Consider the following 24,598-nt stretch of genomic DNA (forward strand, 5'->3'; position numbering starts at 1 on the left):
ATCTTCTCTCGATTGGAACGGGAATGAAAGCAATAAGTAACGCCTTCATCCTTGCCAATAATATTTTTAATTAGTTGTTCGTTAGGACACGGTTAGGGAGGTATGGTTCATGGTAGAGGAAATGAAAGAAATGACTGACGTAGCAACCATTAATAAAGGTGACATTGTAAAAGGCCAAGTCACGAAAATCGAGGACGGCCACGCAATTGTCGACATTGGGTATAAATATGATGGTGTGATTCCGATTGGCGAGCTGTCACCGCTTCGTATTGAAAGTATTTCCGATGCGGTTTCGGTTGGGGATCAAGTAGAAGTCAAGGTACTGAGAATCAACGATGAAGAAGGAAAAATTATCCTGTCAAAGAAAGCGGTCGATGCGGCCAAAGCTTGGGATACGATTGAGAAACGGTTTGAATCCGGGGAAATTTTTAAAGTGAAAGTGGCAGATGTTGTAAAGGGCGGTCTGGTAGCAGATATCGGAGTCAGGGCCTTCATACCCGCATCTTTGGTTGAGAGGCACTTTGTTGAGGATTTCAGCGATTACAAGGGGAAAACCTTACGTGTTAAAGTCGTTGAATTCAATCGGGATGAAAATAAAGTGATTCTGTCTCAAAGAGCTGTTTTGGACGAGGAATTCAACCAGCAAAAACAAAACCTTTTGGAGAACATCAAACCGGGTGAAATTCGAGAAGGTACGGTTCGCCGCCTGACCGATTTCGGTGCATTTGTTGATTTGGGCGGAATTGACGGACTGGTTCACATTTCCGAAATGGCATGGCACCGTGTAGAGACTCCTGCTGAGGTTGTGAAAGAAGGAGACAAGGTTAAGGTCAAAGTCTTAAAATTGGATCCTGATAAGGGCCGCATTTCCTTATCGATTAAGGAAGCTCAAGCCGGACCGTGGTCTGGAGTCGAAGCCAAATATCGCCCCGGGAATATTGTGACAGGTACCGTGAGACGTCTCGTGTCGTTTGGAGCTTTTGTTGAGCTTCAACCTGGAGTGGAGGGTCTGGTTCATATCTCGCAAATTGCAAACAGACATATCGCTACCCCTCAAGAGGTATTGGAAGTCGGTCAAGAAGTGAAAGTTAAAATCCTTGACGTCAATGAGCGGGAAAAACGTATCTCCTTATCGATTCGTGAAGTGGAAGGAGATACAAGACGCAAAGAAGTTGAAAAATACGTGGAAAACCAACACACAACTCAAGGAACCGGCGTTACTTTGGGGGATATGTTCGGAGATTTATTTAAAAAACAGTAAGAAAGCGGCGATCCAACAGTGTCCAGAGAAAATCGCAAGCTCGATCACGTAAGATTGGCACTCTCATCTGAAGCGGTTCAAATCTCCGATTTCGACGATTTGCATTTTGTTCATCAATCTTTGCCTGAGGTTGGTTTGGAAGATATTCGCCTGGACACACAGATCGGCGAGCTGGTTCTCAGTTCGCCGATCTTTATTAATGCGATGACAGGCGGAGCCATTTCGACAAAAGACATCAATCAAGGGCTTGCTGAAGTTGCTCGCGAGACAGGAGTGGCAATGGCGGTGGGATCGCAAAGAGCTGCACTGGCGAATCCCGAGTTAATCGATACATACCGGATCGTAAGACAGATAAATCCCAAAGGGGTTGTCATAGCCAATCTGGGTGCAGGGGCATCCGTCGAAGACGCAAAACAGGCTGTCGAAATGATTGAGGCTGATCTGCTGCAATTGCATTTAAACGTGCCCCAGGAAGTGGTTATGCCGGAAGGGGATCGTGACTTTAAAGGAATCCTTGAGGCTATTCAACGGGTCGCCGATGAGGCGCCTGTACCTGTTATCGTAAAGGAAGTCGGGTTCGGCATGTGTCGGGAAACCTACGAGCAATTGAAAAGTATCGGAGTTAAAATTGTGGATGTGGGCGGACGAGGGGGAACCAATTTTATCTCAATTGAAAATCAGCGGCGCAGCCGGCAGGAGTACTCCCATTTGTCAGGGTGGGGACAGTCCACAGCTATTTCTTTGCTGGAGGCAGACGGTTTTTCGGATCTGGAATTCATTGCATCCGGAGGTGTTAGAAATTCTTTGGATGTCGCAAAATGTTTGGCGCTTGGCGCTAAAGGTGTCGGTGTTGCGGGACCGATTCTGCGAATCTTTTCCGAACAAGGGATTGAGGGAGCCGTTCAGGTCATCGAAAGCTGGCATGAGCAATTGCGTGCGGTCATGACGCTTTTGGGCGCACAATCGCTTGCGGAGCTTAAAAAGGTACCGGTCGTAATCATGGGCAGAACCAAAGAATGGTGTGAACTTCGCGGAATCGATATCAGACAATTGGCAGTGCGGTATAAAGGTCGATGAAAATTGTTTCCAGCCTCTTCGGGGGCTTTTTTTTATTTTAGTATAGAGTATGGAGCACCAGGAGAAACTGGAATTTTAGGGAGGGAATCTCATGAATCCTGGTGTTTTTTCTTTCATGTGGTTGTTGGTAATCGCGATTCTGTTTGCAACAGGTTGGGGTGCCAGATACACGAAGGAGAATCCATTCAAGGTCACACCTGTCATTGCTCTGCTTCTTGCAATCGGTTTCTTAAGCACTATGGAGGTGGAGCTGGAAAACATCTCGTTCAATTTGGCTTCCTTATTGATCGCTGTTGCAATGGGAATCTACATGGGCACTGTCAAGAAGACAGGTGGAAAAATCCATTTCTTGTCAGCGGCGATAACCGCCGGGGCCTGTTGTTTTGTTTTTATGACGATGGTGCCGCACGACCCGGCGTTCTACTTGCTGGATGAAAGCTACTTGTATCCGCTTGTATCGGTCGTAACAGTTTATTTGTTTTCCAGGGAACCCCTGTTTTGTCTAACTGCTTCTTCTGCGGGAATGCTGTTGGCCGGCCTTGTGCATGAAAACCGCTTATCTGGCGCTACCGGGGTCATACACTTTGGAAGCTCGGAATTAATGGATCTCATAACTACGGTCGTGCTTATCTCTTTTCTGTTTGACCAGTTTGTTTGGGCAACCGGTTATCTACTCACAAAACTCAATAGGGGACAGGAAGGGAATTTGGAAGGGGATCCAACATGAGCAAGTATACCACAATGATCCTGGTCGGTACTCTTTTGGGAGTAGCGGCCCGCTTCTATATGCTGCGGACAGATTATCGCCAGTATCCTACTTACCCGCACGGTCGGGTCATTCATATTGCGCTGGGAATCATAGCTTCAGGTTTGGGGGCGGTGGCAGTACCGTCCCTTTTTGAACAGAATTATACCGCAGTGACTTTCCTGGCACTGGCGGCACAACAATTTCGGGATGTTCGCAATATGGAACGACAGATGCTTTCAAATGTCGACCAAAACGAACTAGTCCCAAGAGGAGTTACTTACATAGAAGGAATTGCGATGGTTTTTGAGGGAAGGAACTATCTGGTGATTTTAACGGCGTTTATCTCCTCATTGACCACCTATTTTTATAACTGGTATGGGGGAGTGGTTGGCGGGATTCTTGCAATTGTTTTTTCGACCCGCTTTATGTCGGGGAACATGGTGAAAGATATCGCTCATATTCAGGAGGGACACCTGCGTTTTGACGGTCCCAACCTCTATGTCGATGATATTCACATTATGAATATTGGTTTGGAAGATTCAAAAAAACAGATTCTGGAGCATGGACTTGGCATCATTTTGATTCCAAAAAACGTCAATGCGAAAACGACACTTGCCCATTTGGGGCAACGGCAGGCGATCATTCATGATGTATCTACAATTTTGGGGATCTACCGGGACAGCGGCACCCCATCATTCGTTCCTTTATCCAAAAGGGATCTGGCGTCCGGTCGTCTGGCTTTCTTCCTTTTGCCGATTGAAAAGGATGTCGGGTTGGCCAAATCGATCATCGCCAGGTCACCCGTTCTGGAAAATTCGATTCGAAAACCGCTTCAATCCAAAGCTTTAAGGCGTTCAAGGTGATATTATGGGAACTACACTGGAAAAAACAATCTTGGCGGTGATTACGACCTCACCGGAAAAAGTAGCCGGCAGCAGTCCGATTTTCTTTGCAAAGGATGCGGAGGAACTGCAGTTTATTGCATTTACACTGGAGAAAATCCTCGATGGTATCGCTCATGAAGTGAAACCGGACATCATGATCGTGGTGCGGCATTAAAGAAAATGCGAGCAAAAAAGTTGACTGCAAGGCTGTTTTTATAAGATAATAATCAATTGAGACTAGAGAATGATATTTTTAGGCTCAACAGAAAGCGGGTGAAACAACATGCCAAAGATTCAGGCGGTTCGACCGGGTTCACTGGCAGAAGAACTGGAATTGCAGCCGGGTGACGAAATTAAATCGATCAACGGACAACCGATTAAGGATATTGTAGATTATCAATTTGCGATTACTGACGAAGCAATTGAGTTGGAAGTAATCAAAGCGGACGGCGAAGAGTGGCTCATTGATGTGGAGAAGGGCTACGATGAATCGTTGGGTGTTGACTGGGAACATCCTACTGTCGACCGAATTAAACTTTGTCATAACAAGTGCGTATTTTGCTTTGTGGATCAAATTCCCGGCAATATGCGGCAAACACTCAACATGCGGGACGACGATTATCGTCTCTCTTTCCTGCATGGAAACTTTGTCACACTGACAAACTTAAAACAGGCAGATCTGGAACGGATCGCGAAATTAAAGATGTCTCCGTTAAACATTTCTGTGCATACCACCAACCCCGAACTCCGAAACTTTATGGTGGGACATAAGAAAGCCGGCGAAATTCTGAATCAGATCGCTTATCTGGCGGAGCATGAGATCGAGATGAACACCCAAATTGTCCTTTGCCCTGAAATGAACGACGGCGAAGAATTGGATCGAACCATTCGGGAACTGGCAGTTTTCTGGCCGCACGTTCGGACACTTTCAGTGGTTCCGGTCGGGTTGACCAAACACCGCAGAGGGCTTGCGGAAATGCGCAGTGTTACGCCGGATGAAGCGGCCAAGGTGATCGACCAGATTGAGGCCTGGCAGGAACAATTCCTGAAGAAAAATGGGACTGCTTTCGTGCATGCGGCCGATGAATTTTATGTTTTGGCGGGGCGCGAAGTTCCTCCGGCAGAGCGATATGATGAATTTGCCCAAACGGAAAACGGAGTGGGGCTGATCCGGAATTTTCTGGATGAGCTTGAGGATCTCAAAGAACAGATTCCCGCATCCATTCAAGCACGCCGGCATGTGGCGGTAGTGACGGGAGTTTCGCCGGCAGGCACTATTCAACGGGGCATCAAGCTCCTGGAGAAAGTGGAGAATCTCAAGGTGGATCTGCATGTGATCCGAAACGATTTTTACGGGCATATGGTGACGGTCACCGGATTGACCACCGGATCTGATATTGTGGCCCAATTGAAAGACTCTTGTACGGCGGAAATCATCATGATTCCGGACATTATGCTGAAAGATGATGCAGACATTTTCCTTGATGACTATACGGTTGAACGAGTTTCGGCCGAATTGGGAAAGCCGGTGCTGGTACTGCCGGCAAACGCAACAGGATTGATAAAAGGCGCCTTGGGAGTAACAGAACATCTCCCTCCGCGCAGACGTTACGAAGCTACATTAGCAAATGCAGGAATGCTCGGCTGTGCAGGTGGTTTTTAACACCTGCAGGCCAATTTTTTTACGAAAGGCGGTATCCATGAAATGCCAAAACCGGTTGTGGCAATCGTCGGACGACCAAATGTAGGAAAATCAACACTTTTCAACCGTTTGGCAGGAGAACGGATTGCGATTGTCGAAGACAAGCCAGGAATAACCCGTGACAGAATCTATTCAAGCTCCGAATGGCTGGATCACAAGTTTCACATTATCGACACGGGCGGAATAGAGGTTGGCGGAGACGACGAAATCCTGCTCCGGATTCGGGAACAGGCGGAACTTGCGATCAATGAGGCGCACGTGATTGTTTTTCTTGTGGACGGACAAGCAGGTCTGACTCCCACTGACAAAGAGGTGGCCGAGATCCTGTTTCGTTCGAAAAAACCGATTGTTCTAGCGGTGAACAAGCTTGATAATCCGCATATGTTAAACAATCGTTTTGAATTTTATGAATTGGGTCTGGGAGACCCGGTTCCAATCGCTGCAGGACACGGGATCGGAATTGGCGATTTGCTGGATGAAGTGGCGAAGCATTTTCCGCCGATTGAGGATGAAGACTACAGTCCCGATACGATTAAATTTGCGATGATCGGAAGACCGAACGTAGGCAAGTCATCCCTGGTGAACGCGATTCTCGGTGAAGATCGTGTGCTTGTTTCCGAAGTCGCCGGAACAACCCGTGATGCTATTGATACACCATTTTCACGGGACGGACAGGAGTTTGTCATCATCGACACCGCGGGGATGCGCAAGCGGGGCAAGGTATATGAGACAACGGAAAAGTATTCGGTTCTTCGCGCTTTGCGTGCGATCGAACGATCTGACGTCGCCGTATTGGTGATCAACGGAGAAGAAGGAATCATCGAACAGGACAAACGGATCGCGGGTTATGCGTTAGATGAAGGACGGGCGATGCTGATCGTTGTAAACAAATGGGATGCTGTGGAGAAAGACGATAAGACTGCCCATCGTTTCGAGCAGCAGATTCGAAAGGAATTTCCGTTTATGCCCTGGGCACCTGTATTATTTGTCTCGGCAAAAACCAAACAGCGCGTTCCCAAGATTATCGACGCAGTGGTGAAAGCTGCCGAAAATCATGCTTTAAGGATTCCGACATCGACTGTGAACTCGGTCATTGAGGATGCTGTCATGATGACCCCTCCGCCTACGGATAAAGGGCGGAAGCTGCGGATTAACTACTCGACTCAAGTCGCCGTTAAGCCTCCTTCGTTCGCCATATTTGTGAACGATCCGGAATTGATGCATTTTTCTTATGAGCGGTTTTTGGAAAACCGGTTACGGGATTCATTCGGATTTGAAGGTACACCGATTCGTTTGTTCATTCGCAAGAAATCAAGAGATTGACAATCCAAAATAAACCGGTGCTTTTAATGAATGAATTTTTATTCGGGTCCCCATCAAAGTACTCGGATTAAGCTCCAGAGCTTAACTTCACTTTGATGGGTGGATTATAGGGGAGATATGGGTGCAAATCTTCTTTTCGGCCATCATCGGATACTTACTGGGATCCATATCGTTTAGCTATTTGATCGGTCGTTATAAAGCGGGTATTGATATCCGGCAGCACGGTTCAGGAAATGCCGGTGCGACGAATACATTGCGGGTGCTTGGAAAAAAAGCGGCAGCGATTGTGTTTCTTGCAGATGCGTTAAAAGGTGTCGCAGCCGTGTTCACAAGTTATCTGTTGACCGGCTCCGATACGGGGATGGCGGTCGGCGGTCTGGCTGCAATCATTGGCCATAACTGGCCTGTGTTCTTTAATTTTCGGGGCGGCAAGGGCGTTGCCACGACAATCGGCGTAATTGTTTCAGTCGCTTTTTTGCCGGCTTTATTTGCCGGAATTGTCGCCATTATGCTGTTGCTTGTTACTCGTATTGTCTCCCTCGCTTCTCTGGTCTTTCTCACATTTTTACCTGTTACGGTCTTATTGTCGGACCTTCCCGCAGTTTATTTCTGGATGTCGATTGTGATGGCCATCCTGTCTTACTGGCGGCACCGGACAAATATAGTAAGGCTTCTACAGGGAAAGGAAAATCAGATCGGAAGATAAAGCTTTCGTAGGAGGAGATTATGCAAAGTTCTGTTGCGGTTATCGGGGCAGGCAGTTGGGGAACAGCTCTGGCAATGGTCCTGGCGGATAATGGTTGTAAAGTATCGATGTGGGCAAGAAGGCAGGAAGTTGTGGATGAAATTCTGTCGGAGCGAAGCAACTCGAAGTACCTGCCGGGAATACGATTGCCGGAAACCATTTATCCTACTGCTGACCTTCAACATGCGATAAAGGGTCATCATTATGTTCTGGTTGCAGTGCCGTCTGTAGGATTTCGAAATACGATGAGGGAATTATCGGCTTTCCTTTCATCCGATGTAAAGGTGATTCATGCAACCAAAGGACTGGATAAAGACAATTTGATTCGTTTGAGTCAAGTGATGCTGGAAGAAGTTCCGCAATTAAAACCGGTAAATCTGGCTGTGTTGACGGGTCCCAGCCATGCGGAGGAAGTGTCCCGCCGGTCACCCACAACAGTGGTTGTGGCGAGTCAGAATCGTGTTACGGCCGAAACATTTCAAGATCTCTTTATGAATTCGTACTTTCGGGTCTACACGAACCCTGATGTTGTTGGAGCGGAGCTCGGAGGAGCCTTGAAAAATATCATCGCATTGGGTGCCGGGATCTCGGATGGCCTTGGTTTCGGTGACAATGCGAAAGCCGCTTTGATGACACGGGGTCTTATGGAAATCTCCCGTTTGGGACTTCAACTGGGGGCTGCCCAAATGACATTTGCCGGTTTAGCCGGTATAGGGGATTTGATTGTAACCTGTACATCAAAACACAGCCGCAACTGGCGGGCCGGTTATCAATTGGGACAGGGTAAAACGATCGATGAAGTACTGTCATCCATGAACATGGTTGTGGAAGGAATTTATGCCACAAAAGCCGCTTTTCAACTGGCAGAAAGACATCAAGTTGAGATGCCGATCACAACAGCTATCCATAGTGTGTTATTTGAAGGCAGGAGCCCTCGGGCTGGAGTGGAAGATCTGATGGGCAGAGGAAAAACACATGAGATGGAAGAAGTGGCCCGAATCTCGATGAGTTGGGAATCCTAGCACATCGAGGCAAAATTTGTTACAATTTAGCTTGTGACAATTTGATATCAGGAGGCTGGATCATGAGTAATTTACCGCAAGAGTTAAAGTATTCGAAAGAGCATGAGTGGGTTCGTGTAGAAGGAAACAAGGCATACATAGGAATCACCGATTTTGCACAATCCGAACTTGGAGATATTGTGTTTGTTGAGCTGCCTGAAGTTGGGGATGAGGTTGTTCAAAACTCTACCTTTGGCACGGTCGAATCCGTAAAAACGGTTTCCGATCTCTATTCACCAGTCAGCGGGGAGATTGTTGAAGTAAACGAATCTCTGGCAGATTCGCCGGAAAAAGTCAACGAGTCTCCGTACGGTGACGGTTGGATGATTGTTGTTGAGCTGAAGGATGCTGGAGAACTTGACAATCTGTTAAGTGCTGATCAGTACGCGGAAGTCATTAAAGGGTAACAGAGGCTGCAGATTTGGAAGCTTGGCGTTTATTACCGACCGGCTTGTTTTCCCCCGCGGAGAATATGGCCTTGGATGAAGCTGTATTGATCGCTCACAGTGAAGGTCTTGTGCCTCCTACAGTGCGATTTTACGGATGGAATCCTGCCACTGTATCAATTGGCTACTTTCAGAAGCAAGCCGAAATCGATTTCCCTGTACTGCGGGCCAAAGGTCTCGGATTTGTCCGACGGCCTACCGGCGGGCGGGCAGTTCTCCATGACCGCGAAGTAACCTATTCGATTGTGGTTTCCGAAGCCTACCCGAATATGCCCAAGTCGGTAAACGAATCCTACCGGGTATTGTCAATGGGGCTGGTGGAAGGCTTTCGAAATCTCGGCTTGCAAGCGAGTATGGTGTCTTTAGCCACGGAAGAGGAAAAACAAAAATACGCATCGCTTGGGTCATCCGCTTGTTTTGACTCCCCTTCCTGGTATGAATTGGTGGTGGAAGGACGCAAAGTGACGGGGAGTGCCCAAACTCGTCAGCGAGGCGCAATTTTGCAGCATGGCTCCATTTTATTGGATTTGGATGAAGATCTTTTATTTTCGGTTCTTTATTTTTCATCCGACAAGCTTCGTGAGAGGCTAAAGGCAGGTTTTAGAGAAAAAGCGGTCTCGATCAAACAGTTAACCGGACGGGAAATCTCGTTTGAAGTGGCGGAAGCCGCTTTCCGGACCGGATTTGAGAAGGGGTTAGGAATTGAACTGGTCCCCGGTGAGCTTACGGAAAGAGAGCGGCATCTATTGGAGGAGCTTGTCCGCACCAAATATGGTGCTCCGGAATGGAATGAAAAAAGATAGCCCGCATATACATAGCACTCGGAAGCGGTTTTCCGAGTGCTTTTTGTTTGGGCTTGTTCTAAACTCCTTTGTTCCGCATATCCATAGAGATGAAAACTCGAAAAGCCCCTTAAAAAAAGCCACCTCGGAATAAAACTCTTGGCGGTTCAATATACATGTACAAACATCCAAGAGCATCTGGGGAGGGATGATCGAGGGGGTTGCGGTAACTTCTACGCCGACATTAAGTAGGGAGGGAAAAGCGTGGAGAAGTTTGATATTTTTAAAGACATTGCGGAGCGAACAGGTGGAGATATCTATCTCGGCGTAGTGGGCCCTGTTCGTACCGGTAAATCCACTTTTATCAAAAAATTCATGGAACTGATTGTACTTCCGAATATTTCGGATGAAGCGGATCGGGTGCGTGCGACCGATGAGCTGCCGCAAAGTGCAGCCGGTCGTACCATTATGACTACAGAGCCTAAATTTATACCGAATCAGGCAGTGGAGATCAATGTAAAAGAAGGCCTGGATATCAACGTAAGAGTGGTGGATTGCGTTGGTTATGCGGTGGAAGGAGCTCGCGGTTATGAGGATGAAAACGGTCCTCGCATGGTTTCCACTCCATGGTTTGACGAGCCCATCCCGTTTCAGGAAGCTGCTGAAGTAGGGACTCGCAAAGTGATTGCCGATCATTCAACCATCGGACTTGTAATCACAACAGACGGAAGTATCGCCGAAATCCCCCGGGAATCTTATCTGGAAGCTGAAGAACGGGTGATTTCCGAGCTGAAAGAACTCGGCAAGCCTTTTGTGATGGTGATCAACTCCACTCATCCGCATCACCAGGAAACAGAGGCCCTGCGTTCAGAGTTGGTCGAGAAATACGATATCCCCGTTGTGGCTTTGTCGGTTGCGACCATGAACCAGGACGATATTATGGTCGTTCTGCGGGAAGCACTATACGAATTTCCGGTGCACGAAGTGAATGTGAACCTGCCCTCCTGGGTTATGGTGCTGGATAACGATCACTGGCTGCGTTCGAATTTTGAAGATTGTGTTCGCAATACGGTTCAGGACATCCGGAGACTGCGGGACATCGACCGTGTGGTCGGCGTATTCAGCGACTATGAATTCATTTCACGGGCTGCCTTGGCCCGTATGGATATGGGGCAAGGGATTGCCGATATTGATTTGACCGCTCCGGACGAACTGTACGACCGGGTGTTGACAGAGGTAGTGGGTGTTGAAATTCGCGGAAAAGACCACCTGCTCCAGTTGATGAAAGACTTTACGACTGCCAAACGCGAGTATGACAAGGTGGCAGATGCGCTTCGGATGGTGAAATTGACCGGATACGGCATTGCACCGCCGGTACTGGAAGAAATGGCGTTGGATGAACCGGAACTGATCCGCCAGGGTTCACGTTTTGGTGTTCGCTTACGGGCAACGGCTCCTTCCATTCATATGATTCGTGTGGATGTGGAATCGGAATTTGCGCCGATCGTAGGAACTGAGAAGCAAAGCGAAGAATTGGTTCGTTATCTGATGCAGGATTTTGAAGAAGATCCTCTCAAGATTTGGGATTCGGATATCTTTGGAAAATCTTTGTCGGCCATTGTGCGTGAGGGGATCTCTGCCAAATTGGCCATGATGCCCGAAAACGCCCAGTACAAATTGAAGGAAACGCTGGAGCGAATCATCAATGAAGGAAGCGGCGGATTGATTGCGATTATCCTTTAAGAAAACAGTACTGTCTGTGCGAAAAAAGAAGGGCTGGCTTGAGCCTTTCTTTTTTTAATGGAGAGGGAAATACGGAATTTCTATATTTTTCATCCTGTTTATGTATATTTGCATCAAAATTGGATACACAAGTAATACTGCTTAAATAGAGAACCCAGGAGAGGGGGTGTAGGATCATGAATAAAGCAGATCTTGTGAACTCAGTAGCAGAGAAATCCGAACTTACGAAGAAAGATGCGGCACGGGCAGTAGATGCCGTATTTGAAAGCATTATGGAAGCACTGGTGAAGGGTGACAGGGTACAACTGATCGGTTTTGGAAACTTTGAAACCAGGGAGCGTGCAGCTCGTAAGGGCCGCAATCCTCAGACCGGCGAAGAAATCGATATTGCAGCAACGAAGGTGCCTACTTTTAAACCGGGCAAATCACTTCGTGAAGCGATCAAGTAAGAGTTGCTATCAATCAAGGGAGATTGTCGTTCAACAAAAACGTCCGATACTTCGGGCGTCTTTTTGTTTTGGTCAACGTTGTCTTCGGGTAGGACAGCCTAGGATATGGAACGATATGGGAGGAAAGATAGGGATCTGGCTGTTAATTTTCCCTCATCCAATGTGAGTGGGGATCTGGCGATATATTCAGAATTTATCAAGGGTGAGTGATAGTGATAACTATGGTACTATAAAAAAAGCGAATAACGTGAATCACTTTTCATTTGTTTTGCTTATGGATTAAGTAAATACCAAGCCTAATTTCTTTGAAAAAAGGAAGCGGGGGAACCAAGGTTTTTTTGGGGGTTAATCCTGGACTCGAATCCAGGAGGGATGTGGGAAGAACTTCTCTGCCATCCTACCCGTCAGCTAACCTCGTCGGCTAAGCAGGGAAGATCCAAGGGATCTGCTACCGGCAGGTCATGTCTGGATTCGTTCACTTATTCCTCGACTGCCTGGAAATTGTGTTTTAGGTGGACCAATACAGACTTTTTCCTTGGAACTTCGGTTCCGGGAGAAAGTTTGTATTGGTCTTTTTTTTCACAAAAATATCAGTTGAAAGGGGTAGAAATCTCTTGAAAAGAACAGGAATGACAGTACTGCTTACCGGGATTCTGTCAGCGGGGCTGCTGCTCGCAGGCTGCGGCATCTCTGTAAAAACCGGCGGGGGAAATTCATCCGGGGAGTCTGCGCTAGAACGTGCAAAGAAAGAGGGATATGTAACAGTAGGGTTTGCTAACGAAAAGCCGTACGCATATGCGACCCCAGACGGGAAACTGACAGGTGAAGCGGTTGAAGTGGCTCGTGCTGTACTGAAAAATTTGGGAATCAATGAAATGAGACCTGTCCTGACCGAATTTGGTTCGCTGATTCCGGGGCTCAAAGCAAAACGCTTCGATATTATCACAGCAGGGATGTACATTACACCGGAACGCGCAAAGGAGGTCGACTTTGCCAATCCGGAATACAGCATCGGGGAAGCGTTGGCTGTTAAGCAGGGGAACCCGCTCAGTTTGCACAGTTATCAGGACATTGCTTCCAACTCGAAGGCAAAAGTGGGGGTGATGGGAGGAGCAATTGAATTGGAGTACCTGAAAAAATCGGGTGTTCCGGAAGATCGTATCGTGATTGTGTCGGATCAAGCTTCTGCGATTGCAGCTCTGCAAGCGGGTCGTGTTGACGCCATTACAATGACGGGGCCGTCTTTGCAAGCCGTAATGGAATCGGCTAAAGATTCCAATATTGAAAGGGTTATGGATTTCAAACAACCGGTGATAGACGGCAAAAGTGTACGAGGGTATGGAGCTGCCGCTTTTCGAAAAGAAGATGCCGATTTCCGCGAGGCATTTAACCGGGAGCTGGCCAAGTTGAAGGAGTCCGGTGAACTGCTTAAAATTCTTAAGCCATTCGGATTCACTGAACAGGAACTTCCTGGGGATGTAACTGCAGAACAGCTTTCCAAACCATAAAGTTTTACGTTTTGAACGAAAGGAGTGGCATCGATTATTTCAACTTTAGATCTGCTGCCGCCTCTTCTGGAAGGAGCTGCCGTAACAATTCAGATTACCGGTCTATCAGCCGGCGTCGCACTCGTTTTGGCTTTTGTTGCGGGATTCGGTCGGCTTTCAAAGTATTCGCCAGTCCGGATCATAACGGCTTTTTATGTTGAAGTTTTTCGCGGTACTTCTCTGCTCGTCCAGTTGTTTTGGCTATTCTTTGCATTACCGATGCTCGGGATCGAGTTGTCGCCTATGGCGGCTGGCGTAGTGGCATTGGCCCTGAATTATGGAGCCTACGGGTCAGAAGTGGTTCGCAGTTCCATCCTTGCAGTGCCAAAGGGGCAGACCGAGGGGGCAATTGCGTTGAATATGACACCAGTGCAACGAATGAGACGTATTATTCTTCCGCAAGCGTTTATGATAATGCTGCCTGCTTTCGGCAATCTGTTGATAGAGCTGCTTAAAGGCACGTCCCTCGTCTCATTGATTACACTTACCGACCTGACTTTTAAAGGGATGATGCTTCGGACCTTTGATATTTCAAGAACGCCCGAGATCTTTGCTTGCATGCTTGGAATCTACTTTGTGCTGGCATATTCCCTGACACTGGCAGTCCGTTGGATTGAACGGAAAGTCACCGCAGGGAGGGTGTAAACCATGTGGAATTGGGATTTTGCTCTGTCGATTTTGCCGAAATTGTTTGATGTGATTGGAATCACGATTTCCGCCACACTGCTGGGGTTCGTTATGGCTGCAATTTTGGGATTGCTGTTCGCTTTTGGGCGGAGGTCAAGATTTAAGGCACTTTCCTTGGCTACAGCTGGAATAGTGGAGTTTATACGCAGCACTCCCCTGTTGATTCAATTGTATTTTTTGTACTTTGCACTCCCGTTTTACGGAATCGAGTTATCTGCATTCACAATTGGTGTGTTGGGCTTGGGCGTTCATTACAGCACGTATTTGTCCGAAGTCTACCGGGCGGGAATCAACGATGTTCCCCGCGGGCAGTGGGAGGCGGCTACGGCACTCAATTTCTCGAAGATTCAAACTTGGATGAGAATTGTCCTTCCGCAGGCGATTCGTCCCGTCACTCCCATGCTTGGGAATTATCTGATTGTCATGTTTAAAGAAACTCCTTTACTTTCCACAATCACCGTGGTGGAACTGATGCAAACCGCAAAAATCATTGGTTCGCAATCGTTCCGTTACCTGGAGGCATTCACAATCGTCGGATTGCTGTTCTTGTTGTTAAGTTACCCGTCATCCCTACTGTTTCGCAGATTGGAAATCCGGTTGAACCGTCAAGTTCAAAGAAAGGGTGTGGGAATGTGAGTGTACAGCTTGAAACAGAATTCTCCGATCAGAACCAAAATGGCGTCAATCGTCCGATTGTCCGATTTCAAAAAGTAAGCAAGTCATTTGACGATCAGGAAATTTTGCGAGAGATTGATCTGGAGATTGCTCCGGGTGAAAAGGTGGCTGTGATTGGACCGAGCGGCTCGGGTAAGACCACGCTCGCCCGTATTCTGATGACTTTGGAGGAACCGACTTCCGGGATCGTTGAGGTGGATGGTGAACTCTTGTGGCACAAAAAAGTAAAAGGAAAGCTTGTGTGGGCAGATGAGAAACATCTTCACAGGATTCGCGGCAGCATCGGAATGGTCTTTCAACATTTCAATCTGTTTCCCCATATGAACATTTTGCGCAATGTCACAGAGGCGCCAATCCATGTGTTGGGGTTATCGCGCGATGAGGCTGTCGAACGGGCCATTACAATGCTTGAGAAAGTGGGATTAGCCGATAAACTGAATGCCTACCCGTCACAGCTTTCCGGGGGGCAAAAGCAGCGTGTGGCGATTGCCCGGGCTTTGGTGATGCGACCCAAGATCATGATTTTCGATGAGCCTACATCCGCTCTGGACCCTGAGCTTGTGGGCGAGGTGCTTGCGGTGATCAAGGAAATTGCTGCCGCAGGGGATACGGCAATGCTTCTCATCACCCATGAAATGGACTTTGCCCGTGATGTGGCGGATCGGGTTGTATTTACCGATGGGGGGAGAATTGTTGAACAAGGCCCTCCGAAAGAGATCTTCGGAGCGCCGGATAGCCCTCGTCTCAAATCGTTCCTGACCCGTTTTCGAACCGGAAGATAGCTTATGAAAGGGGGTGATGACTATAAAAAATGGCGCGGTGCACAGAGTTCGGATGCGGGAACCAAGGAAAGAAGACGGTGGGCAAATCTGGGAATTGGTGAGAGAAACTGGAGTATTGGATCTAAATTCCCCGTATGCCTATCTGATGTTGTGCAAGTTTTTTTCCAGCACTTGTGTCGTTGCCGAGGAACGGAATCAAATAGTCGGATTCGTGTCTGCTTTCCGGCCTCCAACGAGTGATGACACTATTTTTGTGTGGCAGATTGGGGTCAGTGAATCCCACCGGGGAAGTGGATTAGGGATGGCGCTTTTAAAAGAACTGATCTCGCGAGACGCTTGTGCAGGGATCCGATATCTTGAAGCGACAGTATCGCCGTCGAATCTTCCGTCCCAGTCGCTCTTTCGCAGCCTGTCAAGGGAATTTGCGACCGATTGTGAGGTAGTGGAGTGTTTCCCCGCCCATTTGTTTCCGGGACGAAACCATCAGGCTGAGATGACATTTCGGGTTGGACCCTTTAAAAAATAAAGACTTAAAAGGAGGATTTCATGAAAGCAGTAGAACAATTGCGATCGCCGTTGAGGGTATTTGAAAAGTTGGAATCTGAGGTCCGCAGTTATTGCCGGAGTTTCCCAACCGTTTTTACACACGCCAGGGACTATAAACTTTGGGATGCAGAGGGAAGGGAATATATTGACTTTTTTGCCGGTGCCGGTGCGTTAAACTATGGGCACAATAATCCAAAGATCAAAGAAAAGCTGATTGAATACCTGATGAATGATGGGGTTACGCACAGCCTCGATATGGCTACTGCTGCGAAAGAGAATTTTCTGAAACGATTTTACCATGTGATACTTAAGCCGAGGGGCTTGCACTACAAGGTCATGTTTCCGGGGCCGACAGGTACCAACTCGGTGGAAAGTGCCCTGAAACTGGCCCGTAAAGTAACCGGCCGGGACACGGTTATCAGTTTTACCAATGCGTTTCACGGCATGACGTTAGGATCTCTGGCGGTTACCGGAAATAAATTCAAACGAAAAGGTGCGGGAATACCTCTGAATAACAGTATCTCCATGCCATTTGACAACTATCTGGGCGATGAGGCAGACACGGTGAACTATATCGAGCGGTTTCTCGAAGATAATGGCAGCGGCGTATCTCTCCCTGCCGCCATTATCCTTGAGACCGTCCAGGCCGAAGGCGGCATCAATGCTGCAAGTTTTCAGTGGCTCCAACGAATAGAGGAAATTTGCCGCCGCTGGAATATCCTGCTGATCGTCGACGATGTCCAGATGGGGTGCGGGCGGACCGGCCCATTTTTCAGCTTTGAGCCGGCGGGGATTCAACCGGATATTGTCTGTTTGTCGAAATCGATTGGGGGGTATGGTCTGCCAATGGCTTTGACCCTGATCAAGCCGGAATTCGATGTTTGGGAACCAGGCGAGCATAACGGGACGTTCCGCGGAAATAATTTAGGCTTTGTGGCTGCCGCTCAAGCGCTAAGTTACTGGGAGAACGAGTCGTTTAGCGAAGAGATCAAGGCAAAGGGAGAGAGGGTCAGGGTGTTCTTGGAGAAGCTCGTTCGTCAACACCCTGAGATGGAAGGGGAAGTGCGGGGAAGAGGCCTCATCCAGGGCATTGCAGTAGGAAAAGACGGGCTTGCCGAGAAAATCTGTGCAGCCGCATTTGAACGGGGGCTGATCATGGAAACGTCCGGTGCAAACAGTGAAGTGGTAAAACTGCTGCCGCCGCTGACAATCGATGAAGCAGGGCTCAACAAAGGACTGCAGATCCTGGAGGACAGTATCAAGTGGTGTAAAAAAGGTCATTGAAAGGAGACGGAAATTACTTATGATTGTGAGAGATTTGAGAGAGAGAGTAGGCACTGAAAACGACATAGATACCGAAACCTGGAACAGCCGTCGGCTGCTTCTCAAAAAAGACGGAATGGGGTTCTCCATGCACGATACGATCATCAAGGCAGGTACCGAGACGATGATCTGGTACAAGAACCACGTCGAAGCAGTGTACTGCATTGAAGGGGAAGGTGAAATCGAGGTCATTCAAGAGGGAAAGACGTACCCGATTGGACCGGGCACCCTGTATGCTCTTGACGGACATGAGAAGCATTACTTACGAGCAACGACTGACATGCGTATGGTTTGTGTCTTTAATCCGCCGTTAACCGGACGGGAGGTACATGATGAAGAGGGTGTCTATCCGCTGATCGAAGACGAACCGGAGGTGGACCTCTACCCTTCGCGGGTCAGTGATAAACCAAGCATTATGGAGCGCAAAGATCCGGTGGTTCATAGGAATAACTCCATGAGAGGTCCACTTGACGAAGAACAACTGTCTTTTTATGAAAAAAATGGCTACCTGTTCTTTGAACGCTTCTTTTCCGGGGAAGAGGTCCAGGTATTGCGTGATGAACTCAGGAGAATCTGGGAAACAAACAAGCACTCGGATGCAAAAGAGATCATTCGGGAGCCGGAAAGCCGGGAAATCCGATCCGTATTCGCGGTTCACCGGGATTATGAATTGTTTCGGCAGCTGTCCAGAAATCAGCGGTTGTTGGATATTGTCCAGCAGATTTTGGGCAGCGAAGTGTACATTCACCAGTCCCGCATTAATTACAAGCAGGGTTTTTCGGGAAAAGAGTTCTATTGGCACTCGGACTTTGAGACCTGGCATGTTGAGGATGGAATGCCGGCTATGAGAGCGTTGAGCTGTTCCATTTCCCTGGAGGATAATTATCACTTTAACGGGCCTTTAATGGTGATTCCGGGTTCCCATCAGTATTTCATATCTTGTGTAGGAGAGACACCGGAAGACCATTATGAACAATCCTTGCGCAGACAGCAATATGGAGTTCCGGATCATGACAGCTTGACGTGGCTGGTTGAAAAACATGGAATTTCCACATCGACAGGCCCTGCCGGATCCGTTACGCTGTTCGATTGCAATCTCATGCATGGATCAAATGGGAATATTACACCTTTGCCGCGTAGCAACGTGTTTTTTGTTTACAACAGTGTGGAGAACCGATTGGTACAGCCATTCTCAGGACAAAAGCCGCGGCCCGAGCATATCGCAACCCGAAACTTCGGATAGGGTTTCCGAGTTGACCAACCGGTCGGGAGGAAAATTCAAAAATGACGGAGAATATGTAGCGTTGGAAAGACCAAATCATCGATTGGGGGGACGCTGCATGGCAGGCGGAGAGGACACAAACAAAACTGGGTTTTCGTTGGAAGTTCCCGAGTATTTTAATTTTGCGGGTCAAGTCAGTTCGTATGCGGAAAACAATCCGCATAAACCCGCACTTCTTGCGGTGAGTGAAACGGGTGAAGCACAATCGGTCACTTATCATGAGTTGGTGAACTTGACAAATCGCATCGGGAACGGATTGCGTTCTTTGGGAATTTCCCGGGGTGATAGGGTAATCGTTCTGGTTCCCAGAGGAATTGAAGCGTATGGCATTTATCTCGGGTTAAATAAAATAGGCGCCGTGATCATGCCATGTTCGGAATTGCTCCGTGGAAAAGACATTGAGTACAGGGCGAACCATGCGGGAGCGAAAGCGTTGATTTCATTTGCGGGAAGCATCAAAGAAGTGGATGAGGTACGCTCGAACTGTCCCACAATTCAGCACTATATAAAACTTGGGGAAACCCAACCGGGATGGATTTCGTTTGAAGAATTAGTATCCAATGCACCAGAGAATTTAGATGCTGTTGCGACAAAATCCGATGAATTGGCGTTTCTTTCCTATACGTCCGGAACCACCGGCGGACCTAAGGGAGTTATGCATGTCCATGGCTGGCCATATGCTCATCTTGCAGTCGCTGCCACCTACTGGCTGGATGCCCGTGAGAACGATCTGGTTTGGGCGACGGCTGGTCCGGGATGGGCGAAATGGGTATGGAGTCCGTTTGTTTCCGCATTGGGAAAAGGGGCAACCGCTTTTGTGTATCAGGGAAAATTCTCGCCCGAGGCGTACTTGAAACTATTGGAGCAATATCCAATATCCGTTCTCTGTGCCACCCCCACAGAATACAGACTGATGGCGAAAGTATCTGATATAGAGAATTATAAATTAAGGGCGCTTCGTTCCGCCTGCTCTGCCGGTGAACCTCTCAACCGCGAAGTCATCGACACATTCAGAAGGGTGTTTGGCATTACGGTTCGGGACGGATACGGCCAAACGGAAAACACACTCCTCGTCGGAACTTTTGTCGGTATGGAACCGAAGCCGGGTTCCATGGGACGCCCCTCTCCGGTGGTCAAGGTCGCGATCATCGATGAAGAAGGCCGGGAATTGCCGGTAGGGCAAGTGGGAGATATTGCGATCGACCGCAATATGGTAGCTTTGTTTAAAGGGTATTTGAATGACGAGGAGCGTACCGCAAAGGCATTCCGGGGCGACTGGTACGTAACGGGCGACCAGGGCCGTTTGGATGAAGACGGATATATTTGGTTTGAAGGTCGCTCGGATGATATAATTATCTCGGCAGGCTATACCATCGGGCCGTTCGAAGTCGAGGATGCACTGGTGAAACACCCTGCAGTGGCCGAATGTGCGGCCGTAGCAAGTCCCGATCCCGACCGGGGCCATGTTGTGAAAGCATTTATCGTGTTAAAAAAGGGATTTGAGCCTTCTGATGGACTGGTCAAGGAATTGCAGGAACACACGAAAGCTTTGACCGCTCCTTACAAATATCCGAGGAAGATTGAGTTCGTTGAGGATCTGCCGAAAACCACATCCGGCAAAATCCGTCGAATCGAACTTCGAATGAAGGAAAAAGAAGTCTTGTCATAACGGGAGATCAGGGGTGTCTGAGGACATCCCTCTCGCTTTTCCAGGGAGGTGCTGTGTATGAGTTCCGGACGTTTTTTAAAAAATGGAATGGTGTCTGTTGCTGCGCTCATCATTGCGTTGGTTTGGTCACATAAGGCGAGTGCGGCCGTTTTTACATCTCCGGAAGGAATTCAGTTTAGCAGTCAATCTTCTGCCTGGAATTCGGAAGAACGGTTGAAGCAAGTCTATGCCGAACTCTTAAAAAACACTCACGGGGAAGAGTTCAAGCTGCTGGCTGAGGTTCGGATCCACGACGGCTATCCGAAGGGAAAGTCGGTTGCGGGAGAATACCAGTTTAAGACATCGGTCGACCTGCTGGGGCGGCAAAAGATGCTCCCCGGTAGTATTGATTTATACGGTGGCGGAGAACGGACCACCATTGAGTCGATCGCAAAAACACTTTCACATGAATACGGTCATCACGTGACGCACTATTACTCAATTAAACAAGACGGTTTTTCGATAACCGACAAGCAGCGATGGAGGCAAACTACGTACGCCAAAATTCGCGGGCTGGCCAATGATCCCCGTATCAATCAATCGGATGAGCATCGCTGGCAGTTAGCCGAAATAGCGGCAGAAGATTATGTTCAATTATTTGGCTCTCCAACCGCGAAGAAAGTTCATGTCTTCCCTTCCCGTTACGAATTGCTGCAGAAAAAGCAAGAAATTGGACCTTTACGTTGGGATGCTTCGATGTATAATGTGGCACCTCAAGAAAATATGGAACTGCCTTTGGCTTCCAAAGTACCGAAATTATATCAGTGGTTGGCACAACATTTGGGTGTTGCGGGACAGCCTTTATTTCCGGAAGATCCGTCCCTGAAGATAAGAGAAGTCATAAAAGAGGGGCAGGCCGGGTACCAGATCCGGTTTGAATGGACCGGCGGGAAGAATTCGTCCAAAACGTATTATACTCTGGTGGCATACGGTGAAAACGACTCTTTGCCCGAGCCGGTCGTAACCCGTAAAGCGGGAGAGCCTTTAGAGGCCCGATACGGTACGATGGTGGTGAGAACTCCCACTTCGATTCTGACCTATCGAGATCCTAATGCTGCCGGAATACGTCATTTTCGTGTATATGCCCAGAATGAAGCAGGTTTTGTAGTATCCTCGCCGATTTTAATGCTCGATATGAATCAACCTACTAAAGTCACAATCACCGAGCAAACCGTTCAGCCAAGCCAACAGGTAGACTCGCAAGCGGTCGAAGTGAATGAAGCTGCACCTAACCTGTTTGAGTTATCCGGATGGCAAGACGTACTGCTTCGGGGAATCACTCTTATCGTGGAAGTGATTTCGCGATTCCTGGAGATTCTCTTTAATCTTGCCAGCTAATTTACCTATTTGTCAGCTGTGGACATGGAAACACCTTGCGTTCTGCCCGAAGAATCATGTATAATCAGTTTCGTCATTGAGAGTTCGTTCTTCGGGATATGGCGCAGCTTGGTAGCGCGCTACCTTGGGGTGGTAGAGGTCGTGGGTTCGAATCCCGCTATCCCGACCATAACGTAACGGAAAACGCTCGTTATTCGATTTTAAAAAAATCGGATAAGGGGCGTTTTTTCGTTCTTGAAGCCTTCCAATCTTTTACACTAAACTTAAAGTGTAACAATCTTTGGGAGGGTTTACACGTTCAAATGAAGATGGAATTTAATATGAAGTTTGTGTATATCGTGGGTGGGTTAGTTGCTTTTGTTACGGGGATTCTCGCGTATGGTGCGGTTGTTGGTGTTGACTCTGCTCCGGCCCCAATTAAAACCCGTCGCGAGTCTGTTTGACGAAACGCACCCGAATACGGTGCAAGAAGGCGCGAAGACACTTCACGACGATTTTTGCGACCTTGTTTGTTATGGTCGTTATAACGACTTTGCAGGAAAGGGCGGCGGTACTATTGAGGGACTTGAAAGACAAGAAAAGCGTTGAATCCTTAATTCAATTGCACCGGATTTTTGAAAACGTGGAACGGATGGAACGGTTAAAGCATGAAACCGATTCGGATCAACACAATCATTGATGGTGATGTTAGTATTCAACGAACTTCCGAATACTATGTAAAAAATTACATGTTACGGACGAAAGACGCCTCATACTCGGTTGCAAATCGAAATATTGCGGCGTCCACATAAAGTTCACAAAAATTTTTATATTTCAGGAAGGTATTTTAGTGCTTTAACGCGTATAGGTATAAAAGTTGTCTTTTTCATGACAACCCCCTTTCGTTTTGAGGGCGTTCTTTGAAGCGACCCTCCTTTTTTTTTTGCCTCGAATCGATTACCACCAGAAGATCGGGAAGATTACAAACACAGAGAGGAAAGGAATAAAAAACGGGGTAAATCCAAAGAAAAAGGAGGCGTTTTTCCCCTTTAGGGATTTGGGTTTGTCTGCCGTTTTGAAATTTCTTTTCCCTTTATTTCTTCTCCCGGGGATTCCATCTGAAAGTGGTTCGAACCATAATCCATCCGGTGTGACCTTTCGTACAACTCCATAGTACTTGCCTTCATTACATTGTACACAGACCGGCTGCCCAAGATATTGTCCCGCCTCTGTAAAGCTAACTGCCATTTCAAATCCCACCTTTTCTAAATTCACTATCATTCTACGAAATTTGAACTATTGAAGTTTTCCGCTCGGGTTGATTTTTCTTCCAATCTAGCAAAATAGACAAATAGCATCTGATGCCTGTCTTACTGGCTGGTGACGCGGCAGTTTCGAAAGGCATGAAAAAAAGAGGCCAAGAAGGCCCCCGGCGCTACGAGAATTTCTATAGCAGGTCTTGTCTTTCTTCCGCAATCTCATCCATTGCTATAGGTTTACTGATTTCCCAGGGTTCACCTACGTTCAAGGGGCGACTGATTTCCAACATAGGTGGAGCATCCGTTACATTGGTTATATCTTCAATAGGACTCATTTCCGCCGGAATTCCAAAATTAAGCATTGCGGCTGGATATTGTTCTTTTGGTCTCTCTTCAGGCATTTAATCACCTCCCAATTCGAGTGTTGTCCTTAGATCATTCAGTCGGAAAATCGGAAAAAAGGTCGGCGGCAGTCTTGCGGTTCTGCGGCAGGCCGACTGTATCCGGCTGTTCTTGATCTCCGAACCGTTGGCTCAGTGTTTCGTCCATTTCTTCTAATTGTTTTTGCGCCAATTGCTCCAGACTTTCCGGCATTATTTCAAAATTTTTGTGTTGGTCCATACGCGTCTCCTTATGTATCCGGCCGCGCAATTGGATTTGCGCGGCTTCGGGTTATCTCACAATTTCGCCATAATCGTTTTCGTGCCGTTCAAATTCGAACGTGGCACAACGGGTTCCTTTCGTTGTTCCCACAATCTCGTTTCCGTTTGACATCACTTGAATCGCATCAGCCGTACAATTTCGGTTGTGATCGTTGTAAATACATTCTTCAACGCCGCATTTGACTCCGTTTGGCATTTGATCACCTCCTGCTAATACTTTTTCCTTCGGTCGTCCTAAATATTTTGCCTGTTCCTGCCTGTCGATGGTATAATCAAATACGCTCGGACTAACGAAAGGAGGGTGCTTTAAATGGAAGTTGGACAGGAATATTTTCTTGTCAAAGCGAAGGAAAACGGGGTTCACGTAATCGGCCTTACCCGCGGTGCAGATACCCGCTTTCATCATACGGAAAAGCTTGATAAAGGCGAGATCATGATCGCCCAGTTCACGGAACATACTTCTGCCATAAAAGTACGTGGGAGAGCAGTTATTTGGACAAAATTTGGTCGTGTGGATACATATTCGGAAGATGATTGAGCAGCGGGAAAGCGAGTCCTTCCCGCTTTTTATTATTAAATATTTTTTGAG

Annotated in this window: 27 protein-coding genes, 1 tRNA gene, 1 pseudogene and 1 riboswitch; of the genes and pseudogenes, 26 read left to right on the forward strand and 3 right to left on the reverse strand. The window is 47.7% G+C overall.

The features are described from left to right. Positions 1-109: 109 nt before the first annotated feature. The 25 genes and pseudogenes from rpsA to ACFO8Q_RS16230 all read left to right on the forward strand — a co-directional run bounded on the left by rpsA (position 110) and on the right by ACFO8Q_RS16230 (position 22,697). On the forward strand, positions 110-1,261 hold the full coding sequence (gene rpsA, locus ACFO8Q_RS16110) for a 30S ribosomal protein S1 (protein ID WP_380026840.1): 1,152 nt from the start codon (positions 110-112) through the stop codon (positions 1,259-1,261). 18 nt (positions 1,262-1,279) lie between these two features. After that, positions 1,280-2,338: a type 2 isopentenyl-diphosphate Delta-isomerase gene (gene fni, locus ACFO8Q_RS16115; protein ID WP_380026841.1), complete on the forward strand. Its 1,059-nt coding sequence runs from the start codon at positions 1,280-1,282 to the stop codon at positions 2,336-2,338. A 91-nt stretch (positions 2,339-2,429) separates the two neighbouring features. Beyond that, positions 2,430-3,065 carry a YphA family membrane protein gene (locus tag ACFO8Q_RS16120; protein ID WP_380026842.1) on the forward strand — a complete coding sequence of 212 codons (636 nt, stop codon included), beginning with the start codon at positions 2,430-2,432 and terminating at the stop codon, positions 3,063-3,065. Further along, positions 3,062-3,949 carry a YIEGIA family protein gene (locus tag ACFO8Q_RS16125; RefSeq protein ID WP_380026843.1) on the forward strand — a complete coding sequence of 296 codons (888 nt, stop codon included), beginning with the start codon at positions 3,062-3,064 and terminating at the stop codon, positions 3,947-3,949. The genes ACFO8Q_RS16120 and ACFO8Q_RS16125 overlap by 4 nt, the downstream gene beginning before the upstream one ends. Positions 3,950-3,953: 4 nt before the next feature. Further along, positions 3,954-4,145 (forward strand): capping complex subunit for YIEGIA, encoded by a 192-nt coding sequence (locus tag ACFO8Q_RS16130; RefSeq protein WP_380026844.1) that lies wholly within the window; start codon positions 3,954-3,956, stop codon positions 4,143-4,145. A gap of 108 nt (positions 4,146-4,253) precedes the next feature. Beyond that, positions 4,254-5,633 (forward strand): DUF512 domain-containing protein, encoded by a 1,380-nt coding sequence (locus ACFO8Q_RS16135; protein ID WP_380026845.1) that lies wholly within the window; start codon positions 4,254-4,256, stop codon positions 5,631-5,633. 42 nt (positions 5,634-5,675) lie between these two features. After that, positions 5,676-6,995, forward strand: coding sequence for a ribosome biogenesis GTPase Der (gene der / locus ACFO8Q_RS16140; protein WP_380026846.1), 1,320 nt, complete (start codon positions 5,676-5,678; stop codon positions 6,993-6,995). Between the two features lie 121 nt (positions 6,996-7,116). Continuing rightward, positions 7,117-7,701 (forward strand): glycerol-3-phosphate 1-O-acyltransferase PlsY, encoded by a 585-nt coding sequence (gene plsY / locus ACFO8Q_RS16145; RefSeq protein WP_380026847.1) that lies wholly within the window; start codon positions 7,117-7,119, stop codon positions 7,699-7,701. A 20-nt stretch (positions 7,702-7,721) separates the two neighbouring features. Then, positions 7,722-8,762 (forward strand): NAD(P)H-dependent glycerol-3-phosphate dehydrogenase, encoded by a 1,041-nt coding sequence (locus ACFO8Q_RS16150; RefSeq protein ID WP_380026848.1) that lies wholly within the window; start codon positions 7,722-7,724, stop codon positions 8,760-8,762. A gap of 62 nt (positions 8,763-8,824) precedes the next feature. After that, positions 8,825-9,208 (forward strand): glycine cleavage system protein GcvH, encoded by a 384-nt coding sequence (gene gcvH / locus ACFO8Q_RS16155; RefSeq protein ID WP_380026849.1) that lies wholly within the window; start codon positions 8,825-8,827, stop codon positions 9,206-9,208. A gap of 14 nt (positions 9,209-9,222) precedes the next feature. Next, entirely contained in the window at positions 9,223-10,050 is an 828-nt protein-coding gene (locus tag ACFO8Q_RS16160) for a lipoate--protein ligase family protein (RefSeq protein WP_380026850.1), read from the forward strand. Between the two features lie 243 nt (positions 10,051-10,293). Then, positions 10,294-11,772: a stage IV sporulation protein A gene (gene spoIVA / locus ACFO8Q_RS16165; RefSeq protein WP_380026851.1), complete on the forward strand. Its 1,479-nt coding sequence runs from the start codon at positions 10,294-10,296 to the stop codon at positions 11,770-11,772. A gap of 176 nt (positions 11,773-11,948) precedes the next feature. Beyond that, complete coding sequence (locus ACFO8Q_RS16170; protein WP_380026852.1) at positions 11,949-12,221, forward strand: HU family DNA-binding protein; 273 nt, start codon at positions 11,949-11,951, stop codon at positions 12,219-12,221. Between the two features lie 283 nt (positions 12,222-12,504). Continuing rightward, positions 12,505-12,659: riboswitch (cyclic di-AMP (ydaO/yuaA leader) on the forward strand. Between the two features lie 191 nt (positions 12,660-12,850). Continuing rightward, positions 12,851-13,729: an ectoine/hydroxyectoine ABC transporter substrate-binding protein EhuB gene (gene ehuB, locus ACFO8Q_RS16175; RefSeq protein ID WP_380027038.1), complete on the forward strand. Its 879-nt coding sequence runs from the start codon at positions 12,851-12,853 to the stop codon at positions 13,727-13,729. Between the two features lie 24 nt (positions 13,730-13,753). Then, a complete protein-coding gene (ehuC, locus tag ACFO8Q_RS16180) occupies positions 13,754-14,413 on the forward strand; it encodes an ectoine/hydroxyectoine ABC transporter permease subunit EhuC (protein ID WP_380026853.1) in 660 nt (219 codons plus the stop codon). 3 nt (positions 14,414-14,416) lie between these two features. Further along, on the forward strand, positions 14,417-15,091 hold the full coding sequence (gene ehuD, locus ACFO8Q_RS16185; protein WP_380026854.1) for an ectoine/hydroxyectoine ABC transporter permease subunit EhuD: 675 nt from the start codon (positions 14,417-14,419) through the stop codon (positions 15,089-15,091). Then, the gene (gene ehuA, locus ACFO8Q_RS16190) at positions 15,088-15,912 is read left to right on the forward strand and encodes an ectoine/hydroxyectoine ABC transporter ATP-binding protein EhuA (RefSeq protein ID WP_380026855.1); all 825 of its coding nucleotides are present in this window, start codon (positions 15,088-15,090) and stop codon (positions 15,910-15,912) included. The genes ehuD and ehuA overlap by 4 nt, the downstream gene beginning before the upstream one ends. Positions 15,913-15,928: 16 nt before the next feature. Then, entirely contained in the window at positions 15,929-16,438 is a 510-nt protein-coding gene (gene ectA / locus ACFO8Q_RS16195) for a diaminobutyrate acetyltransferase (protein ID WP_380026856.1), read from the forward strand. 20 nt (positions 16,439-16,458) lie between these two features. Continuing rightward, a complete protein-coding gene (gene ectB, locus ACFO8Q_RS16200) occupies positions 16,459-17,742 on the forward strand; it encodes a diaminobutyrate--2-oxoglutarate transaminase (protein ID WP_380026857.1) in 1,284 nt (427 codons plus the stop codon). Between the two features lie 19 nt (positions 17,743-17,761). Beyond that, positions 17,762-18,148, forward strand: a pseudogene (locus ACFO8Q_RS16205) (ectoine synthase); the annotation flags it as partial. Between the two features lie 6 nt (positions 18,149-18,154). Continuing rightward, positions 18,155-19,024, forward strand: a complete 870-nt coding sequence (gene thpD, locus ACFO8Q_RS16210) for an ectoine hydroxylase (RefSeq protein WP_380027040.1) — start codon at positions 18,155-18,157, stop codon at positions 19,022-19,024. Positions 19,025-19,121: 97 nt separating this feature from the next. Then, the gene (locus ACFO8Q_RS16215) at positions 19,122-20,732 is read left to right on the forward strand and encodes an acyl-CoA synthetase (RefSeq protein WP_380026858.1); all 1,611 of its coding nucleotides are present in this window, start codon (positions 19,122-19,124) and stop codon (positions 20,730-20,732) included. A gap of 57 nt (positions 20,733-20,789) precedes the next feature. Continuing rightward, positions 20,790-22,109, forward strand: a complete 1,320-nt coding sequence (locus ACFO8Q_RS16220) for a hypothetical protein (RefSeq protein WP_380026859.1) — start codon at positions 20,790-20,792, stop codon at positions 22,107-22,109. A 92-nt stretch (positions 22,110-22,201) separates the two neighbouring features. Beyond that, positions 22,202-22,278 (forward strand) — tRNA-Pro (locus ACFO8Q_RS16225). Positions 22,279-22,487: 209 nt separating this feature from the next. Beyond that, a complete protein-coding gene (locus tag ACFO8Q_RS16230) occupies positions 22,488-22,697 on the forward strand; it encodes a hypothetical protein (protein WP_380026860.1) in 210 nt (69 codons plus the stop codon). A gap of 838 nt (positions 22,698-23,535) precedes the next feature. Here ACFO8Q_RS16230 and ACFO8Q_RS16235 read toward each other — a convergent pair. From ACFO8Q_RS16235 to ACFO8Q_RS16245, 3 genes are read right to left on the reverse strand one after another with little or no spacing between them, the layout of a single operon-like run. Continuing rightward, positions 23,536-23,748, reverse strand: a complete 213-nt coding sequence (locus tag ACFO8Q_RS16235; protein WP_380026861.1) for a hypothetical protein — start codon at positions 23,746-23,748, stop codon at positions 23,536-23,538. 34 nt (positions 23,749-23,782) lie between these two features. Further along, the gene (locus ACFO8Q_RS16240) at positions 23,783-23,968 is read right to left on the reverse strand and encodes a hypothetical protein (protein WP_380026862.1); all 186 of its coding nucleotides are present in this window, start codon (positions 23,966-23,968) and stop codon (positions 23,783-23,785) included. Positions 23,969-24,019: 51 nt separating this feature from the next. Further along, the gene (locus ACFO8Q_RS16245; RefSeq protein ID WP_380026863.1) at positions 24,020-24,205 is read right to left on the reverse strand and encodes a DUF1540 domain-containing protein; all 186 of its coding nucleotides are present in this window, start codon (positions 24,203-24,205) and stop codon (positions 24,020-24,022) included. A 114-nt stretch (positions 24,206-24,319) separates the two neighbouring features. Here ACFO8Q_RS16245 and mtrB point away from each other — a divergent pair, with 114 nt between their 5' ends. Then, the gene (mtrB, locus tag ACFO8Q_RS16250) at positions 24,320-24,547 is read left to right on the forward strand and encodes a trp RNA-binding attenuation protein MtrB (RefSeq protein WP_380026864.1); all 228 of its coding nucleotides are present in this window, start codon (positions 24,320-24,322) and stop codon (positions 24,545-24,547) included. Positions 24,548-24,598 lie beyond the last annotated feature (51 nt).

It is taken from the genome of Effusibacillus consociatus, from assembly GCF_042652925.1.
GTDB classification, from domain to species: Bacteria; Bacillota; Bacilli; order Tumebacillales; family Effusibacillaceae; genus Effusibacillus; species Effusibacillus consociatus.

Excerpts from the sequence above, each read along its gene's own strand:
- rpsA (WP_380026840.1), top strand. The coding sequence starts at position 110 with ATGGTAGAGGAAATGAAAGAAATGACTGACGTAGCAACCATTAATAAA.
- ACFO8Q_RS16120 (WP_380026842.1), top strand. The coding sequence starts at position 2,430 with ATGAATCCTGGTGTTTTTTCTTTCATGTGGTTGTTGGTAATCGCGATT.
- ACFO8Q_RS16125 (WP_380026843.1), top strand. The coding sequence starts at position 3,062 with ATGAGCAAGTATACCACAATGATCCTGGTCGGTACTCTTTTGGGAGTA.
- ACFO8Q_RS16130 (WP_380026844.1), top strand. The coding sequence starts at position 3,954 with ATGGGAACTACACTGGAAAAAACAATCTTGGCGGTGATTACGACCTCA.
- ACFO8Q_RS16135 (WP_380026845.1), top strand. The coding sequence starts at position 4,254 with ATGCCAAAGATTCAGGCGGTTCGACCGGGTTCACTGGCAGAAGAACTG.
- der (WP_380026846.1), top strand. The coding sequence starts at position 5,676 with ATGCCAAAACCGGTTGTGGCAATCGTCGGACGACCAAATGTAGGAAAA.
- ACFO8Q_RS16150 (WP_380026848.1), top strand. The coding sequence starts at position 7,722 with ATGCAAAGTTCTGTTGCGGTTATCGGGGCAGGCAGTTGGGGAACAGCT.
- gcvH (WP_380026849.1), top strand. The coding sequence starts at position 8,825 with ATGAGTAATTTACCGCAAGAGTTAAAGTATTCGAAAGAGCATGAGTGG.
- ACFO8Q_RS16170 (WP_380026852.1), top strand. The coding sequence starts at position 11,949 with ATGAATAAAGCAGATCTTGTGAACTCAGTAGCAGAGAAATCCGAACTT.
- ehuB (WP_380027038.1), top strand. The coding sequence starts at position 12,851 with ATGACAGTACTGCTTACCGGGATTCTGTCAGCGGGGCTGCTGCTCGCA.
- ehuD (WP_380026854.1), top strand. The coding sequence starts at position 14,417 with ATGTGGAATTGGGATTTTGCTCTGTCGATTTTGCCGAAATTGTTTGAT.
- ectA (WP_380026856.1), top strand. The coding sequence starts at position 15,929 with ATGACTATAAAAAATGGCGCGGTGCACAGAGTTCGGATGCGGGAACCA.
- ectB (WP_380026857.1), top strand. The coding sequence starts at position 16,459 with ATGAAAGCAGTAGAACAATTGCGATCGCCGTTGAGGGTATTTGAAAAG.
- ACFO8Q_RS16215 (WP_380026858.1), top strand. The coding sequence starts at position 19,122 with ATGGCAGGCGGAGAGGACACAAACAAAACTGGGTTTTCGTTGGAAGTT.
- ACFO8Q_RS16220 (WP_380026859.1), top strand. The coding sequence starts at position 20,790 with ATGAGTTCCGGACGTTTTTTAAAAAATGGAATGGTGTCTGTTGCTGCG.
- ACFO8Q_RS16230 (WP_380026860.1), top strand. The coding sequence starts at position 22,488 with ATGGTGCGGTTGTTGGTGTTGACTCTGCTCCGGCCCCAATTAAAACCC.
- ACFO8Q_RS16235 (WP_380026861.1), bottom strand. The coding sequence starts at position 23,748 with ATGCCTGAAGAGAGACCAAAAGAACAATATCCAGCCGCAATGCTTAAT.
- ACFO8Q_RS16240 (WP_380026862.1), bottom strand. The coding sequence starts at position 23,968 with ATGGACCAACACAAAAATTTTGAAATAATGCCGGAAAGTCTGGAGCAA.
- ACFO8Q_RS16245 (WP_380026863.1), bottom strand. The coding sequence starts at position 24,205 with ATGCCAAACGGAGTCAAATGCGGCGTTGAAGAATGTATTTACAACGAT.
- mtrB (WP_380026864.1), top strand. The coding sequence starts at position 24,320 with ATGGAAGTTGGACAGGAATATTTTCTTGTCAAAGCGAAGGAAAACGGG.